Raw genomic sequence first — 16,669 nt, 5'->3', positions numbered from 1 at the left:
CCCGAGTGGGTTATTCGGCCAGCCAGCGCTGGACGGTCTCGTCGTCCGGTCGCGGGCTGGTCCCGATCGCGTGCGGGACGAACCGGGCGAAGTAGTCCGTGATCGGCCCGTCCGACTCGCGCACCATCATCCCGGCCGCGACCCCGTCGACGATCCAGCTCCCGATCACCGCCCGGTTGCCCTCGTACGACGGGAGCGGGTGCCACTCCTGGTAGACCATCGTCGAGGTGTCGTACGGACCGTCGTGGACGTGGTCCTCGGTGTCGGCGATGGTGTGGATGACGATGTTGCTGCCCTCGCGGCCGTGCAGCGGTTTCGCCACCCACTCGAGCAGATCGCCCGGATCACCGAAGTACGCCGGGAGCAGGTTCGGGTGGTCCGGGTACAGCTCCCACAGCACCGGCAGGATCGCCTTGGTGGACAGCATCGTCTTCCAGATCGGCTCGATCCAGCGCACCGGCTCGGTTTCCAGCCCGGCCAGGATGTACCGTCCGAACTGGTCGTCGAGCATGTCCTCCCACGGGTACAGCTTGAACGCGGTCCGGATCGGCCGGCCGCCCCAGTCGACGAACGCGCGCCGTGCCTCGTCCCAGCCGACGTCCTCGATCTCATGTCCGTACGTCGCCAGTCCGGCCATCGCGGCGGTGTCGCGCAGGTACGCGACCGTCATCGCCTCCTCGCCGGTGGTCTCCGCGCCGGAGTTGAAGAAGTGCGCCTCCCGGCCGGGGAATCGCCCGGCCGCCAGCTGCTCGCCCCACCACTTCACCAGCCGGTCGTGCACCGAGTTCCACTGGTCCGCGTCCGGGAAGACGTCCTCCAGCCAGTTCCACTGGATCACCGCCGACTCCAGCAGTCCGGTCGGGGTGTCCCCGTTGATCTCCAGCATCTTCGGTTCGACCCCGCTCCAGGCCAGATCGAACCGTGCGTACGCCGACAGGTCGTCGCGCTTCAGCGACTCCCGCACCAGCGGGAGCGTGCCCGAGGCAAGACCGAGCTGGGCATCCGAGAACCGATCACCCGACGCCATCACCGACGCCGCGTGCTTGCACATCTCGTACAGCTCCTCGGTGACGCGCTCGAGGTGCAGCACCTCGTCCATCGTCACCTCGTACCAGGCGCTCTCGTTCCAGTACGGGCGCTGGCTGCCGTCGGGCATGTCGGTCATCGGGAAGACCAGTCCCTGCTCGATCACCGTGTCCTGCCAGTCGGGCCGGGGCTTGATCAGGTGCCGCCACATCAGCCGCCAGAGCTCCCCTTGCCGGACTTGCCGAACCCGCCGCGGGTGATGGTGCCGATGTCGCCGCCCTTCTTGTCGACGCCGCCCCGCTTGATCGTCGGTGATCCCGTCCGCGGGATCGTGTAGGTGCCCTGGGCGGCGTTGTAGCGGCCGCCGATCGGCGGCACCAGGCCGCCGCCGCGGGTGGCCATGTAGAACCAGAAGAATCCGGCGCCGGAGCCGTGGTACTCGCGGTCGTCCTTGCAGTTCTCGTCGTCGGACCGGGTCTGGGTCTGCGGATCGACGCAGATCGCGGCGTAGTCGGGCTGGTTGTTGTTGGAGCATCCGGTCAGCGACGCGGCCACCAGCGCGGTGAGCCCGAGCGTGACGCCCGCGCTGCGCATCCGCCTCCTGGTCTGGCGTTGTGTCACTGCCTGCCTTCCCCCTCGGCCGGTGGCTTCATCGAGAACATGATCGCCGCCCCGATCACCAGCACCACCGCGACGACGATCAGGGGACCGGCGCCCACGTCGATCACCGACAGCACCAGCACCCCCACGAACGACGCGGCCGCCACTACCGGCACGACCACCCGTTGCAGTATGCGCCCGCTCCACTGCCCGGCGAAGTACACCGGTACCGCGGCCGCTGTCGCCAGGTAGTACAGCGACACCAGCAGGGACACAGCAGCGACGGAATCGGCCAGTACGTCGTCCGACGTCAATACGAGGGACGCATACACGACCACGCTGGTTCCCGCGAACACCCAGGTCGACACGGTCGGCGTCTGGTAGCGGGAGGAGATCCGGGCGAACTGGCCCGGGAACGCGTCCCGCCGGGCCATCGACAGCATCGTCCGTGCGGTCGGCAGGATCGTCGTCTGCGTCGACGCCAGCGCCGACACCAGGACCGCGGCGACCAAGAGCTTCCCGCCGGCGGTCCCGAGCAGCTCGTTGGACAGTACGGCGAAGAAGTCGTCGTCCGCGATGTCCCCGAGCGCGGCGGACCCGGCGTACGCGATCGCGGCCCACGCGACCACGACGTACAGGACGACCAGGAAGCCGTTCGCGACGAGGGCGGCGATCGCGGGAGTGCGGCCGGGGTCGCGGGTCTCCTCGTTGGTGCTGAACGAGGAGTCCCAGCCCCAGTAGACGAAGATCGCGACCAGGACCGCGGCGACCCAGGACCCGTCGCCGGTCTCCGAGAACGCCGGGATGCTCACCGTGCCGGCCTCGATGAACGCGTTGACGGCGAACCAGAGCAGCGCGAGTACTTCGATCGTCAGCAAGATGAACTGGGTGGTCGCGGCGATCCGGATGCCGCGGTACGCGAGCACCGCCATCAGCAGGATGAACACGACGCCCAGCCCGGCCTTGGCGAGGCGGGAGTCGGCGGCGCCGTCCAGACCGAACAGCAGGTAGGTGTAGACGGCAGCGACCTGCGCGAGGTTGCTCATCACCAGCAGGCACGCCATCACGGTGGTCCAGCCGACCATTCGCCCGACGCCGATGCCGAACGCCTTCTCCGTCCAGGGGAACGTCGTACCGCAGTCCGGTTCGGTCCGGTTGAGCTCGCGGAAGCACAGCACGACCAGGAACACCGGGATCGCGCTCACCGCGAGGACCACGGGTGCCGCGGCACCGACGTACCCCGCGAGCAGGCCGACCGAGACAGCCAGCGAGTACGCCGGAGCGGTCGAAGCGATGCCGATCGCGGTGGACGAGCTGAGGCCCAGGGCATCCTTGCGCAGGCTCCGGCCGCGTGATCGCGAGTCTGTGATGGTCATGGCGACATCAACTGTCGCACGCCCACAAGCTCACACCGCGCAGGCCCATCACTCCCCGGTCGGGGCGGAACCAGGGATGTCACCCCGAGTGATGGTTCCGCCCCGCCTTGGTCAAGGTGTCAGCTCACCAGATCGTTCGCGGACCGCAGCACCGGTACGCCCACCTGTGCCGGCGCAGCCGCACCCGTCACGTGGAAGGTGTGGCTCTCGCCCGCGGACAGCGTGACCAGGCACGAGTCCACCCGCGCGGCCGGGTCCAGCCGGTCCGGGAACAAGGCCAGGTCCTTCGCCAGCGCGGCAGCCGTGACGGTCACGTCGTACCCGTCCTCGGTCGGGGTGACCGAGGCCGCGTACGCGTCCCCGGACAGCCGCAGCGCGGTGTCCTCGACGAAGTACCAGTACGCCGTCGACCCGTCGCCGCCGCGCACCTCGAGGTACTCACCGGCAGCATCACCCGGTACGCCGACCGATGCGGGCAGCGAGCTGAGCGTCGCCGACCGCGGCTCGACCTCGAGCACGAATGTCTCCCGCGCCAGCACCTCGCTGCCGAGGCCGGTCGACCTCCGGGTGACCGTGACCTCAGTGCTCCACGCAACGTCGGAGTCGTTGTGTGCGGCAACGACCAGTTCGTTGTCCCGCGGCTGGACGGTCAGCAGGCGTTCGGCGTACACGCGCTTCAAGGCGAACCACAGCGGCTTGCGGATGCCGTGCCCGTCGACCGCTGCCCACGAGACGACCGGCCAGTTGTCGTTCAGCTGCCACACGATGGCGCCGGTGTTCAGCGGGAACAGGCTGCGGAAGTGCTCGATACCGAAGATGATCGCCCGTGCCTGGTTGAGCTGCGTCGTCCAGTGCCAGTCGTCGATGTCTTTCCACTTCGGCAGGTGTTCACCGAGCCCCCGCTCCAGCTTGAGGTTGCCCTCGAACGCCTTCTGGTGCACGAGCATCTGCCGGCCGTACGGATCCATCGGCTCGTCGTGCACCACCGAGACCAGTGTCGACCAGGCCGGCGGCCCCTGGAAGCCGAACTCCGACACGAACCGCGGCTTGTACTTGCGGTACGTCGTGTAGTCCACCTGGTTCCACACATCCCAGATGTGCATGGTCCCGTTGCGCTCGTCGTTCGGGTGGATGAAGTGGTCGTACGAGTACGGGCTGCCCTGCGAGTATGGCGTTCGCGGATCGAGCTCGGCGACGATCCCGGGCAGCAGGTCGAAGTAGTACCCCTCACCCCACGCGCGCCCGGCGAGCGGCGCCCGCCAGCCCCACTCGACGTACCCCCAGATGTTCTCGTTGTTGCCGTTCCACACCGCGAGGCTGGCGTGCCGGCTGAGCCGGGTCACCGCCTGCCGCGCCTCGGCCTCCACCTCGCTGCGCATCGGCTCGTCCTCGGAGTATGCCGCGCACGCGAACAGGAAGTCCTGCCAGACCAGGAGGCCCTGCTCGTCACAGATGTCGTAGAAGTCTTCGCTCTCGTAGATCCCGCCGCCCCAGACCCGCAGCAGGTTCATGCCCGCGTCCACCGCGTCCTGCAGGCTGGTTTCGTACGTCGCCCTGGTCAGCCGGGTGACGAACGCGTCGTCGGGGATCCAGTTGGCGCCACGCACAAAGATCGGCTTGTCGTTCACGGACAGGATGAACGGCCCACCATCCTTGTCCGGGGCAACGTTCAACGTGATGGTCCGGAAGCCGACCCGACCGTGCCAGCCGTCCCGGTCGTCCAGTGCCACCGCCACGTCGTACAGCGGCTGCTGGCCGTAGCCCCGCGGCCACCACGCGGCGACCGATTCGACGATCGAGCTGAGCTCCACGGTTCCGGTGCCAGCGGCAACCTTCTCCGAGACGGTCGTCCCGCCGACCTCGACGGTGACGGTCGCGCCTTCGGTCGCGCCGTCCGCCCAGGCCAGCGCGACGTGCGTGGTCAGTACGCCGCGGTCGCCGTCGAGCCCGGCCAACGGGCGGACCGAGTCGATCCGGACGTCCGACCACGACTCCAGCCGGATCGGTCGCCAGATGCCGGCCGTCGCGACATCCGGTCCCCAGTCCCAGCCGAAGTTGCTGGCCATCTTGCGGATCGCGTTGTACGGATGGTGGTTGGTGTGCGGCCACAGTCCGAGCGATTCGGCCAGCTCCTCGGCCGTCCGCACCGGCCCGGCGAAGTCGATGACCAGCTCGTTGCCCTCGGCCACCAGCAGTCCGGTGACATCGAACCGGTAGCCCCGGTGCTGGTTGCAGGTCCTGCCCAGCTCGGTCCCGTTCAGCGTCACGGTCGCCGCGGTGTCCAGCCCGTCGGCCACCAACTCCTGGACCGCGTGGCCGTCGGCCGCCCAGTCGAAGGTGGTCCGGTAGCTCCAGTCGGTCCGGCCGATCCAGGCCAGCTCGCCCTCGTTGTCGCCGTCGAACGGATCCGGGATGAGTCCGGCGGCCAGGAGGTCGGTGTGCACCTCGCCCGGGACGGTGGCGGCGACCGGCGTGCGGATCCCCTCGGGCACCGGCCCGGCGGCCGCGCGCACGGTCCAGGCGACGCCGCCTTCAGTGGTCAGCGGGACTGTCTTGAGCGATGTCACAGCAGCTCTCCAAAGTGAACCGGTTTAGTTCCGTTGAAAAACCGCTCCCCAGGGAATGGGGAGCGGTGGTCTCAGTCTTCGAGGACGGTCTTGCGCCACAGGTCGGCGATGGCGCGATGCCCGGCGGTGGACGGGTGCACGCCGTCGTGCGCCAGGGTCGCCGCGCCGACGGTCCTGGCCTGGCGGTTCAGCTCCACGTCGGCCGGCACCAGGATGGCGCCGTACTCGACGGCGAGCTTGCGGACGACGTCGAGCTTGGGGTCGAGGTCCTCCCGCCAGTCCTCCTGCCCGTCCTTCACCGGCATCAGGAACGGCTCGACCAGCACGACCGGGCAGGTGAGCGGATCCAGCAACGCCCGGTACGACGTCTCGAACGACTCGGCCGTCGTCGGGTCGTTCTTGTCGTACCGCCGCCAGGTGTCGTTGATGCCGATCATGATCGACACCAGCGAGGGATCGTGGGCCAGCACATCGGCGGACCAGCGGCCGACCAGGTCGGCGGCCCGGTTGCCGCTGATGCCGACGTTGACGATCCGCGGCCGGCGTGGGCCGAGGTCGTCGTACAGGTTGCGCACATAGCCGCCGCCGAGCCCGTCCGGGTCGGTACGGCGGCCGCAGTCGGTGACCGAGTCCCCGGCGAACACGACGGTCCGCCGGGGATCGAGAAGGATCGTGGTCACAGTGCCGGACTCACAGGGTCGCCGCGGTGACGTCCCAGTCGTCCGGCAGGATCGCCGCGACCTCGACCGTACTGTTCACGTCGACGAACGCACCGGTGTCGATCGACTCGGTGATGGAGGCCATCACGTCGACGATGTGGAACGCCAGCGCCCCGGTCGCGCGGTGCGGCCGGTCGGCCCGGATCGCCCGCGCCATCTCGAGGACGCCGGTGCCCCGCTGCGCCACCGCCTTGGTCTCCGCGATGGTCTCCCAGTCGTCACTGCCCCGGCGGCGGATCTTGATCGCACCGTCGAACCCGTTCGGGTCCGGTACGGCGAGAGTCGCGTCAGCGCCGGTGATCTCGACGAACCCGCCCCGCGACAGCGGCGAGTCGAAGCTGAAGATGCTCTGCGACGACTGCCCCGACTCGAACCGCGCGATCGTGCTGACGTGCGTCGGCACGGTCACGTCGAAGTCGGTGCCGGCCAGCGGACCGGAGCCGATCGTGCGCTTCTCCCGCGACTTCGAGCCGAGCCCGGCGACCGCCGCGACCGGACCGAACAGCTGCACCAGCGTCGTCAGGTAGTACGGGCCGATGTCCCACAGCGGGCCCGCGCCCTCCTGGAAGAGGAACGCCGGATTCGGGTGCCAGGACTCCGGGCCGGGCGACTGCATCAGGGTCAGCGCGGTCAGCGGCTGCCCGATGTCACCACGCTCGATGATGCGGCGAGACTCCTGCAGGCCCGGACCCAGGATGGTGTCGGGTGCACAGCCCAGCCGCACGCCCGCGTCCTGCGCCGTCGCCAGCAGCTTCAGGCCGCTGTCCTGGTCCAGCGAGAACGGCTTCTCGCTCCACACGTGCTTGCCCGCGGCAACCGCTGCCAGCGCCACCTCGACGTGCGCGATCGGGATGGTCAGGTTGACCACGATCTCGACGTCCGGGTGGTTCAGCACCGCCTCGGGACCGCCGTGGGTCTCGATGCCGTACTGCTCGGCCTTCTCCTTCGCCGCCTCCGGCCGAAGGTCGCCGATGGCGTGCACCTTCAGGTCGGGGAAGCTCTGCATGCTCTTGATATAGGCGTCGGAGATCACTCCGGCGCCGATCACACCAACTCCGACAGAAGTCATCGTCGTCCTCGCTTCGCTCCGGGCGCCGATGAGGCACGAGACACACTGTGTTTGATGATGAACTCGCTTCGCTCCTTCATGCAGGCGCGCCCTCTCCCGTGAGGAACTTGTAGCTGCCTTCCACCGCGTCGAAGATCTCGCCGGTGAAGTCGTCGAGCTCGACCACCCGCAGCGCGTTCGGCGCGGCGGCCAGGATCTCCCGGACCGCGATGCTGCCGTCGCCGACCGCCACCTGGGCCTTGTTGTTCAGCGTGCCGTCGCCGTCCTTGACGTGGATCGCCTTCACCCGGTCGCCGAGCTTGGCCAGCAGTGCCGTGACATCGGCGCCACCGACGGCGGCCCAGTAGGTGTCCACCTCGAGGATCACCTCGTCGGACAGGTTGTCCGCGAGGATCTCCAGCCCGTGCACGCCGTCGATCTTCGACTCGAGCTCGAACTGGTGGTTGTGGTAGCCGACCGTGATGCCGTGGTCGGCGGCCTCGACCGCGGCCTTGTTCAGGCCCTCGGCGATGGCCTTGATGTCGTCGGCCGCCTGCCAGCGGGCCGGGTCGGTGTGCGGGTCGATCACGGTGGTGATGCCGAGCCGCTTCGCCGCGGCATAGATCGGGCCGCTCTCGTCGCGGAGCAGGCCGGCGTGCGTGGTGGGTGCCGTCAGTCCGTACTTGGGCAGCGCCTCGGCCAGGCGGTCCGCGAAGTTCGTCACACCGAAGGGCTCGACCTTGGTGTAGCCGATCTGCGCGATGTGGGCCAGGGTGGCGTCGAAGTCCTCCTCGAGCTTGCCCCGGACCGTGTACAACTGGAGGGACAGGTTGTCCACTGCGACCATGGTTTCTCCTCGTCGCCGGCGGCTCACCCGCTGCCCTGGGATCCTCGCCGACTTGATTGCCGAACCGGTTAAGTAACGACGGCAACGGTATCCCACCCGGCCCCGCCCACACCACCCTCCGCCCAACCACTGGGCGGTCACCAACCCACCCCCGCCCACCCCCGCCCCAGCCTCCGGCACAGCCCCCGCTCCCTCCCTCCCGCCGTCCCCGCGCCCCCACCCGCCGGCACTCGAGCGGATATCCCCGCGCGTTACGGGTTATCCGGTCGTATACGAGCGGATAACCCGCAAGACCAGGGGTTATCCGCTCGCGTGACTGAGGTGGGGGAGGGGGCGGGTGTCGGGTGGGTGGTGAGGATTTGATCAAACAGTCACCCTCTGCGCCTGAGTGATGACACGGTGTGGAAAGCGGCGCACACTGAAGGATTCCGGACCGACCGTCAGCGGTCCGGCCGCCCTTCGAGGAGGCCGTTGTGCCCCGAGTCACGATCAAGGAGATCGCCCGCCGCGCGGGCGTCTCCCAAGGCGCGGTGTCGTATGCGCTGAACAACCAGCCGGGCGTCTCCGAGGCCACCCGGGCGCGGGTCCTGAAGGTCGCGGAAGAGCTGGAGTGGGTGCCCAACCGGGCCGCCCGCCAGCTGTCCGCGGCGCGGAGCGAGACGTTCGGGCTCGTGCTCGCGAGGACCGCGAAGACCCTGACCGAGGAACCGTTCTACATGGGCTTCGTGGGTGGCGTGGAGTCCGTACTCGCACAGAAGTCGTACGCGCTCGCCCTGCAGGTGGTGGCGGACCTGGACGAAGAGCTGGCGACGTACCGGAAGTGGGCCGCGGAACGCCGGGTCGACGGCGTGATCGTGGTCGACCTGCGGGTCGCCGATCCGCGCATCCCGTTGCTCCGCAAGCTGGGGCTGCCGGCCGTGCTGGTCGCCGATCCGGAGCTGGCCGACGGCATGCCGTGTGTCTGGACCGACGGTACGGCGGCGATGAACGCGGCGCTCGACCATGTCGCGTCGCTCGGTCACCGCGTGGTCGCCCGCGTCGCCGGACCACCGGAGTACGGCGATGTCTGGATCCGCGACCGTGCGTACGCGACGGCGGGCCGGCGGCTCGGCCTCGACGTCCGGGTCGTGCACACCGACTTCTCCGCCGACGAGGGTGCCGCGGCGACGCGCGACCTGCTCGCCGCCGCGGACCGGCCGACCGCGATCATCTACGACAACGACCTGATGGCGGTGGCCGGTCTGGCCGTCGTGCACGGCCTGGGGTCGCGCTCACCGGAGGACGTCACCCTGGTCGCCTGGGACGACTCGACCCTGTGCCGGATCACGCATCCGCGGTTGACGGCGATGAGCCACAACATCATCGGGTACGGCGCCGAGGTGACCAACCGGCTGCTCGACCTGCTCAACGGCGCCTGCCCACAGGCGCACCTGTACTCCACACCCTTGCTGATCGTCCGCGACAGCTCCGGCCCACCGCCGGTCTAGCCGGCCGTCACCGTCACCGGTACGCCGTTGACCGCGGCGGTGCCGGCCACGGTGTCGGTCAGCCCCGCGTCCGTGACGTCGTTCGCGCTCGCTCCCGCGACCTGACTCGCCACCGTGAGCCGGACACCCGGCCGGCCGTGCCCGAAGCCGTGCGGCAAGCTGACCACACCCGGCATGATGTCGTTGCTCGAAGCAACTTCCACGGAGACCGATCCGGCCGCCGACGCCACCGTGACCAGCTGGCCGTCCTTCAGATCGCGCTCGGCCAGATCGGCCGGGTTCATCAGCAGCTGGTGCCGCGGCCGGCCCTTCACCAACCGGGCCGAGTTGTGCATCCACGAGTTGTTGTTGCGCAGATGCCGCCGTCCGATCAGCAGCAGCCCGCCGTCGTCGAGCGCGACCAGCGACTCCAGGCGCGGCAGGTCGTCAAGGATCATCGACTGGGCCAGGTCGATCCGCTTGCTCTTGCCCCGGAGTGCTCCGGGCAGCGCCGGCTGGAGCGGTCCGAGGTCGACCCCGCCTGGCGACTTCCGCAGCTTGCGCAGCGACAGCCGGTACGGCCCGATCCGCAGTCCGAGGTCGACGATCCGTCGCGGCGACATCCGCAGCCGCGCCATCACCTCGACCTTCCGCCGGCTCCACGGCGTACGGCGTACCAAGGCCAGGCCGAGGTCGCGGAAGATCTCCCAGTCGTGGCGGGCCTCGGGCGGCTTGGGCAGTACGGCGTCGTTCCAGCGGGCCGTGTTGCGGACCGCGAGTTGGTGGAAGATCACGTCGTAGTGGTCGCGCTCCAGCGGCGGCGCGGGCGGCAGGATCACGTCCGCGTGCCGGGTGGTCTCGTTGATGTAGGGGTCGACCGCGACCATGAAGTCGAGCGTGTCGAGGGCCTCGTCCAGGCGCCGGCCGTTCGGAGTGGACAGCACCGGGTTGCCGGCGACCGTCACCATCGCCCGGATCCTGCCGTCGCCCGGCGTCAGCATCTCCTCGGCCATCGTCGACACCGGCAGCTCGCCGCCGAACTCGGGCAGCCCGCGGACCCGGCTCTTCCACAGCCCCAGGTGACCACGGCCCAGACCGAGTAGCGCGTTCACCGCCGGCCGCGGGAACATCGTCCCGCCCGGCCGGTCGAGGTTGCCGGTGATGATGTTGAGCACCTGGATCGCCCACTGGCAGATCGCGCCGAACTGTTGCGTCGACACCCCGACCCGCCCGTAGCAGGCGGCCCGGTCCGCGGTCGCGAACTCGCTCGCGATCCGCCGGATCACGTCCGCGTCGATCCCGGTGACGGCGGCTGCCCGCTCCGGGGTCCACGGCGCGACCGCTGCCTTGACCGCCACGAACCCGTCGACGTACGACGCCGGCCGCGCGTGACCGTCGGCGATGACCTGGTGAATGAGCGCGAGCAGGAACGCCGCGTCGGTCCCCGGCCGGACGAAGTGGTGCTCGTCGGCGACCGCGGCCGTCTCGGTCCGGCGCGGGTCGATCACCACGACCCTGCCGCCGCGCTTACGCAGGTCCTTCAGTCGACGGCCGAAGCCCGGCGCGGTCATCATGCTGCCGTTCGACGCGAGCGGATTGGCTCCGAGCATCAGCAGGTACGACGTCCGATCGATGTCCGGCACCGCGACCATCAGCTGGTGTCCATACAGCAGGTACGACGCGAGCATGTGCGGAAGCTGATCGATCGACGTGGCACTGAACCGGTTGCGGGTCCGGAGCTGCCGGATCATCGTCGGCAGGTGAGTCAGCGCACCCAGGCTGTGCACGTTCGGATTGCCGAGGTAGACACCGACCGAGTTCCGGCCGTGCTCACGCTGGATCTCGGTCAGCTTCTCGACGACCAGCTCGTACGCCGCGTCCCACCCGATCTCCTGCCAGCCGTCGGCCGTACGTCGTACTGGCGTGGTCAGCCGGTCGGGGTCCTCCTGGAGATCGCGGAGCGCGACGGCCTTCGGGCAGATGTGGCCGCGGGAGAGCGGGTCGGATTCGTCGCCGCGGATGTCGGTGACCCGGCCGTCGTCGACCGTCACGAGCACGCCGCAGATCGCTTCACACAGGTTGCAGGAGGTCCGCCGTACTGTGGTCGCCATCCAGCCAAACTACCCCCGGGTAGCCTGTCCGGTCATCACTCGAAGCGCGCCTCGTCCAGGCGGCCGAGGATCGCGTCGACGGTCTCGCCGGCGGACAGATCGGAGTTGTCGAGCCACAACCCGCGCCGCGGAGTGAACGCGTGCAGCTCGTAGTCGAGCTCGTCGACCAGGTGATAGGCACCGCCGAGACGGCTGGAGATCACCTCGGGCCGCGGTGTCAGGACGACGAGATAGCGCGGCCGGGTCTGGATCCCGTCCAGGAACTCGCGCAGCAGTTCACCGATCACCACGTCCTGCAGGACCACGGTGAAACCGGCCTGCGCGTACCCGTCGGCGGCCTGGCAGGCGAGCCGGTACCGGAGCTGGAGCTGGCGCTGAGCCTCGGCCATGTCGTCGGCCATCGAGGCCTGCCCGCTGACGATCATCCGGCGGAAAACGTCACCCCGGAGATGGACGCCGTACTGGAATCTCTCGGCCAGTAATTGGGAAACCGTCGACTTCCCGGCCGCCATGATCCCACTGACGACGATCACCCCCTCGGACTCCATGCGGTGATCGTGCCACGCGGCGCAAGGTTTTAGTCCGGTCTCGCGGAATCTTGTCTGTGATCGGACAGAAAAGCTTCGTGTGCAAGGGGTTTCAGGCAAGCAGCGTCTCGAGGTGGTGCCGGAGGAGCTGCCGGATCCGGGCCGGTGTGGTCCGGCCGGGCTGGATGGCCGAGTGCAGGGCCAGACCGTCGATCAGGGCGTGCAGAAGTTCGGCCTCACGGCGCAGATCCAGACCGTCCCGGAGGCCGCCCGCCTCGGACAGGGATCGGAGCAGCGACTCGCAGAGTTGGCGCAAGCCGTCGTGCACCGCGTCGACGTGTCCGTGCAGGGCGCCGGCCCCGGACTCGGCCTGGGCCTGGGCCATGAACGCCAGCCAGACGTCGAACTCGGCCTGCCGCTCGGCGTCGAGGGGGAGAGCCTCCTCCAGATAACGCAGCGCGATCGTCAGGGCGCTTCCCTTGACCTCCAGTGCGCTGATCCGCTGGCCGACCCGGCGCGCCACCAGGTCCATCGCGAAGCTGAGCAGACCCTCCTGGTCGGGGAAGTAATAGCGGACGGCGCCGGGCGACCAGCCGGCCTCGGCGGCGACGGTCCGGACCGAGGCGGCGCGGACGCCGTCGCGGCGGACCACCCGCCACAGCGCCTGAGCGATCTCCTCGCGGCGGACGTCGTGGTCGACGATCTTCGGCATGGTTCTTTTTAGCACAGCCGTGTTAGAGTCGTTCCCAACACAGTCGTACTAATAAAACGTTTCGGGAGGGTGAACCACTGTGCTGCTCGCTGTGATCGCCGCGTGTGAGATCGGGTTCTGGGTCCTGCTCGCCGCCGGCCTCGCGACGCGCTACCTGCTCCGGTTGCCGAAGGTCGGCCTGGTCCTGCTGGCGGCGGTGCCGCTGGTCGACGTGGTCCTGCTGGTCGCCAGCGTGGTCGACATCCATCGCGGCGGCGAGCCGTCGTTCAAGCACTCCCTGGCCGCGATCTTCATCGGCGTCAGCGTCGGCTTCGGCCACCAGACGCTCAGGTGGGCGGACAAGTGGGCCGCGCACTACCTGGGTGGCGCTCCGCGGCCGGTCAAGCCGCCGAAGCTCGGACCCGAGCGGGCCCGCCGCGAGCGCGCCGGCTGGTACCACCACCTGCTCGCGTACGTCGTCGGCGTCGGCATCATGATCGCCCTCGGCCTACTCTCCGGGCAGGGGTACGACGCCGCACTCGCCCCGGCGTGGACGTGGACGATCGTGCTCGTGATCGACGCCATCGTCTCGTTCAGCTACAGCTTCCAGGGCGCCGACGCGTCCAACGGCCAGGAGCAGGCGCCGCGCGAGAAGCAGTCCGTCTGAGGTCCCCGGCTCCGCCGTCCGGCCGTCGTACATTGCGGGCATGACGACGACCGGGCGGGTCTGGGCCGGGGTCACCGCGTTCGCCGTGGCGGCCGGCATCGTGGTGCAGCTGTTCGTGACGGCGAACGGGACCGAGGGGTTCTTCCGGGACAACCCGGAGCGGGTGTTCAACGTGTTCGCGTACTTCACGATCCAGTCGAACCTGCTGCTCGGGGCAACGGTTCTGGTCCTGGCTCTGCAGCCGGACCGGCCGCAGGGGACCTTGTTCAAGACGTTGCGGCTGAATGGTGTGCTGTGCATCGCGGTGACCGGCATCGTCTACCACCTGGTGCTGGCCGGGCTCGGCGAGCTGACCGGCTGGGCGGAGGTCGCGAACTTCCTGCTGCACACCGCTACGCCGATCCTCGGCGTTCTCGGATGGCTGCTGTTCGGCCCGCGCGGCGTGGTGGATCAGCGGATCGTGGGGTGGTCGATCGTGTACCCGCTGCTGTGGCTGGTCTTCACACTGGTCCGCGGTGAGTTCGTCGGCTTCTACCCGTATCCGTTCGTGGACGTCGGCGAGCATGGGTACGCGCGGGTGCTGCTGAACTGTCTGCTGGTCGCGGTACTCTTCCTGGCTCTGGCGGCCGGAGCATCCTTCCTGGATCGCCGCCTGCACCGGAAGACAACCGTCGAAAGGTAGACCCGTGCTGGTGACCTCGCGCTCGTACGCCGAGTACGAAGCGATGTTCGACCTCAGAGAACTCCCTGATTCCGTGCTCGACTGCTGTGCGGGCGGTGCGAGCTTCACCGCGGAGGCCGCCGCTCGGGGCGTCGACGCGATCGCGGCCGATCCGGCGTACGAGCTGGAGCCGTCGGAGCTCGTCGACACCGTTCGGCGCAGCCTGCCCGCGACCGCGGGGATCGTGGATGAGCACCAGGGGAGCTTCGTCTGGCACTGGTACGGATCGCCGGAGCGGAAGGACCAGTACAGGATCGAGGCGGCCGACCGGTTCCTGCAGGACGTGTCGGTGGCGCCCGAGCGCTACATCGCGGCCGGGTTGCCGGAGCTTCCGTTCGGCGACCGGCGGTTCGAGCTGGTGCTGTGCTCGCACCTGCTGTTCACCTGGGCCGACAAGTACGACCGCGACTGGCACCTGGCGGCGCTGCGTGAACTGACCCGGGTGAGCAACGCCGAGGTGCGCATCTTCCCGCTCGTGCTGCAGGGCGCCGGCGAGCCGGTGCCGTTCCTGCCGGAGATCCTGAACGAGCTGGACGGCATCACCTGGGAGACCCGCAAGGTGCCGTACGAGTTCCAGGTCGGTGCCAACGAGATGCTGGTCATCACCCGGACGTGATCAACTGACGTCTGGTGCTCCCCACCCGTCGCGATCACGGATGAGTTGCGCACTAACCCGCCACGATGGGTGGGGAGCGCCAGACGCCAGGGACGCGGAGGTCCCGGCCAGGCGGTGGAGGACGGTCTACCGCCGCCCGGCCGAATGGAACGAGCGTGTGGGGTCAGGTCAACGGAGGTAGCGGCCGCAGACCGGCCACGGGGACGCGCCGCGCTGGGCGTACAGCTTCTTCGCACGCATCAGCTGCTCGGCCGCCGACGCCTTGGCCGGGTTGCCGGAGCCGCCGACACTGCGCCACGTCTGCCGGTCGAACTGGAACAGCCCGTAGTACCCAGCCGGGTTGACGGCCCGCGGGTTCCCACTGGATTCGCAGTTGGCGACCTTCGCCCAGGCTCCGCTCAGGTTCGCGCGGCCGCTGGCCGCTGGGCGGTCCTCGGACCGGCTGCTCCTCACCTTGCGCTCGGTCTTGCGGACCTTCCTGGTCTCGACCTTCTTGGTCGTCACCCGCTTCGGAGCGGCGGCCTTCTTCACGCCGTCCAGCGTCAGGGTCTGCCCGATCAGGATCAGATCGGGGTCCTTCAGGTCGTTGATCCTGGCCAGTTGATGCCAGTCGGCACCGTTGGCCTGGGCGATCTCGGAGAGGGTGTCGCCGGGCTTGACCGTGTAGTCGGTCGCGAACGCCGCGCCGGCGCCGGCGGCGGTGATGCCGGCCCCGAGACCGGCGATCGTGAGGGTCCGTGCCACCCGGCGGGTACTTCGCCGGGGGCGCGCATGTCGTGCTTTGGACATCGGAAAAGCGCTCCTCGTGAGCTTGGGCATGGTGGAACTCACCAGGCCCCCCGTGCAGGGAAGGGGGCATTCGGGGGCAGGTCACAGGACAGCGACCGAATGATCACGCCACGGTAACGACGCAACGCCTGTCATCCTGTGCGACCTCGGCGCGGAGCGCAAGGGCATCCGGGGAATCTGCCCCGGTTTTTCTGGCCTTTGAGGTAGTGAAAGTCCAACAACAGAACGGTTTCCGGCTCGACACGCCGAGGTTTGAGGGTCGCTGGACGGGGGTATCCGAGGCCTAGAACCGATCGGTTTCTAGCGTCGGAAGTAGCGTTCCGGCACCAGGTCGACGGTCAGCTTCCGGACCACATCCTGGACGTCGTCCGACCAGGAATCCCACACTTGTCCGGCCCACATGATGAGCGTCGCCTCCACTTCCTCGACCCCGCCCGCGGTCAGGACGTCGTACGCCGTGAGCCGGCCGACCGTCGCGGGTGGGGTGAGCACCGGCCAGTCGTCGTACGAGTTGGCCATGATGCCGTGGGCCGTGCGTACGTCGAGGTTGCCCGAACCTCGCTCGAGGTACATGTACAGCCCGTTGAGCGCGAACACCGGCCCGATCGGCGGCGTCCCCGGGAGGACGTGCTGGCCGCCGTACGCGTCGATCCGCAGTTGGTGCAGGTGCCCGAGCCTGGCCTGGTGCTCGATCTCGAAGCCGAGCAACTGACCGGAGACCTCCAGGCACTCGGGGGATGCGTTGTACTTCGCCTCGCCCGGCCAGTCCGAGCGCGGGAGATCGGCGCCGCAGCCCGGGCAGCGGCGGGACTCGTGCGTGTCATCCGGCGGGTTCACTCGTTGATCGAAGCACGGGCCCCCGCCGTCCGGCAGCTGGATTTCGCCGCCGCGGTGGTGG

General features: G+C 69.0%; 16 protein-coding genes. 4 read left to right on the top strand and 12 right to left on the bottom strand.

What is annotated here, in order from left to right:
• Positions 1 to 10 precede the first annotated feature (10 nt).
• The 7 genes from ACGFH6_RS06325 to ACGFH6_RS06295 form a co-directional block, all read right to left on the bottom strand.
• On the bottom strand, positions 11 to 1,237 hold the full coding sequence (locus ACGFH6_RS06325; protein ID WP_393380979.1) for a glutathionylspermidine synthase family protein: 1,227 nt from the start codon (positions 1,235 to 1,237) through the stop codon (positions 11 to 13).
• Positions 1,237 to 1,620 carry a hypothetical protein gene (locus tag ACGFH6_RS06320; RefSeq protein ID WP_393380977.1) on the bottom strand — a complete coding sequence of 128 codons (384 nt, stop codon included), beginning with the start codon at positions 1,618 to 1,620 and terminating at the stop codon, positions 1,237 to 1,239. Before ACGFH6_RS06320 ends, ACGFH6_RS06325 begins: the two co-directional genes overlap by 1 nt.
• Positions 1,621 to 1,643: 23 nt before the next feature.
• On the bottom strand, positions 1,644 to 3,002 hold the full coding sequence (locus tag ACGFH6_RS06315; RefSeq protein ID WP_393380975.1) for an APC family permease: 1,359 nt from the start codon (positions 3,000 to 3,002) through the stop codon (positions 1,644 to 1,646).
• Positions 3,003 to 3,121: 119 nt separating this feature from the next.
• Positions 3,122 to 5,569 (bottom strand): glycoside hydrolase family 2 protein, encoded by a 2,448-nt coding sequence (locus ACGFH6_RS06310; protein WP_393380972.1) that lies wholly within the window; start codon positions 5,567 to 5,569, stop codon positions 3,122 to 3,124.
• Positions 5,570 to 5,640: 71 nt separating this feature from the next.
• Complete coding sequence (locus ACGFH6_RS06305; RefSeq protein WP_393380969.1) at positions 5,641 to 6,249, bottom strand: SGNH/GDSL hydrolase family protein; 609 nt, start codon at positions 6,247 to 6,249, stop codon at positions 5,641 to 5,643.
• 10 nt (positions 6,250 to 6,259) lie between these two features.
• Positions 6,260 to 7,357 carry a Gfo/Idh/MocA family protein gene (locus ACGFH6_RS06300; protein ID WP_393380966.1) on the bottom strand — a complete coding sequence of 366 codons (1,098 nt, stop codon included), beginning with the start codon at positions 7,355 to 7,357 and terminating at the stop codon, positions 6,260 to 6,262.
• A 76-nt stretch (positions 7,358 to 7,433) separates the two neighbouring features.
• Positions 7,434 to 8,183 (bottom strand): sugar phosphate isomerase/epimerase family protein, encoded by a 750-nt coding sequence (locus ACGFH6_RS06295; RefSeq protein WP_393380964.1) that lies wholly within the window; start codon positions 8,181 to 8,183, stop codon positions 7,434 to 7,436.
• 473 nt (positions 8,184 to 8,656) lie between these two features.
• Here ACGFH6_RS06295 and ACGFH6_RS06290 point away from each other — a divergent pair, with 473 nt between their 5' ends.
• The gene (locus tag ACGFH6_RS06290; protein ID WP_393380961.1) at positions 8,657 to 9,670 is read left to right on the top strand and encodes a LacI family DNA-binding transcriptional regulator; all 1,014 of its coding nucleotides are present in this window, start codon (positions 8,657 to 8,659) and stop codon (positions 9,668 to 9,670) included.
• Here ACGFH6_RS06290 and ACGFH6_RS06285 read toward each other — a convergent pair.
• The 3 genes from ACGFH6_RS06285 to ACGFH6_RS06275 form a co-directional block, all read right to left on the bottom strand.
• Positions 9,667 to 11,760, bottom strand: a complete 2,094-nt coding sequence (locus tag ACGFH6_RS06285) for a molybdopterin-dependent oxidoreductase (RefSeq protein WP_393380958.1) — start codon at positions 11,758 to 11,760, stop codon at positions 9,667 to 9,669. The two genes, ACGFH6_RS06290 and ACGFH6_RS06285, sit on opposite strands and share 4 nt — an antisense overlap.
• Before the next feature lie 35 nt (positions 11,761 to 11,795).
• Positions 11,796 to 12,308: an AAA family ATPase gene (locus tag ACGFH6_RS06280; RefSeq protein ID WP_131359886.1), complete on the bottom strand. Its 513-nt coding sequence runs from the start codon at positions 12,306 to 12,308 to the stop codon at positions 11,796 to 11,798.
• 91 nt (positions 12,309 to 12,399) lie between these two features.
• On the bottom strand, positions 12,400 to 12,999 hold the full coding sequence (locus ACGFH6_RS06275) for a TetR/AcrR family transcriptional regulator (RefSeq protein WP_393380956.1): 600 nt from the start codon (positions 12,997 to 12,999) through the stop codon (positions 12,400 to 12,402).
• Between the two features lie 79 nt (positions 13,000 to 13,078).
• Between ACGFH6_RS06275 and ACGFH6_RS06270 the strand changes: the two genes are divergently transcribed.
• The 3 genes from ACGFH6_RS06270 to ACGFH6_RS06260 are packed head-to-tail and all read left to right on the top strand — an operon-like array spanning position 13,079 to position 14,982.
• Positions 13,079 to 13,645 (top strand): 2TM domain-containing protein, encoded by a 567-nt coding sequence (locus tag ACGFH6_RS06270; protein ID WP_393380955.1) that lies wholly within the window; start codon positions 13,079 to 13,081, stop codon positions 13,643 to 13,645.
• 40 nt (positions 13,646 to 13,685) lie between these two features.
• A complete protein-coding gene (locus tag ACGFH6_RS06265) occupies positions 13,686 to 14,327 on the top strand; it encodes a Pr6Pr family membrane protein (protein WP_393380953.1) in 642 nt (213 codons plus the stop codon).
• 4 nt (positions 14,328 to 14,331) lie between these two features.
• Positions 14,332 to 14,982: a hypothetical protein gene (locus tag ACGFH6_RS06260; protein WP_393380951.1), complete on the top strand. Its 651-nt coding sequence runs from the start codon at positions 14,332 to 14,334 to the stop codon at positions 14,980 to 14,982.
• Positions 14,983 to 15,150: 168 nt separating this feature from the next.
• Here ACGFH6_RS06260 and ACGFH6_RS06255 read toward each other — a convergent pair whose 3' ends face one another.
• Entirely contained in the window at positions 15,151 to 15,726 is a 576-nt protein-coding gene (locus ACGFH6_RS06255) for a transglycosylase family protein (RefSeq protein ID WP_393380948.1), read from the bottom strand.
• 345 nt (positions 15,727 to 16,071) lie between these two features.
• Positions 16,072 to 16,608, bottom strand: a complete 537-nt coding sequence (locus tag ACGFH6_RS06250; protein ID WP_393380946.1) for a DUF5946 family protein — start codon at positions 16,606 to 16,608, stop codon at positions 16,072 to 16,074.
• Between the last annotated feature and the right edge of the window lie 61 nt (positions 16,609 to 16,669).

Source organism: Kribbella sp. NPDC049227 (assembly GCF_043197265.1).
Classification (GTDB): domain Bacteria; phylum Actinomycetota; class Actinomycetes; order Propionibacteriales; family Kribbellaceae; genus Kribbella.
This window is presented reverse-complemented; position numbering and strand designations above follow the sequence as displayed.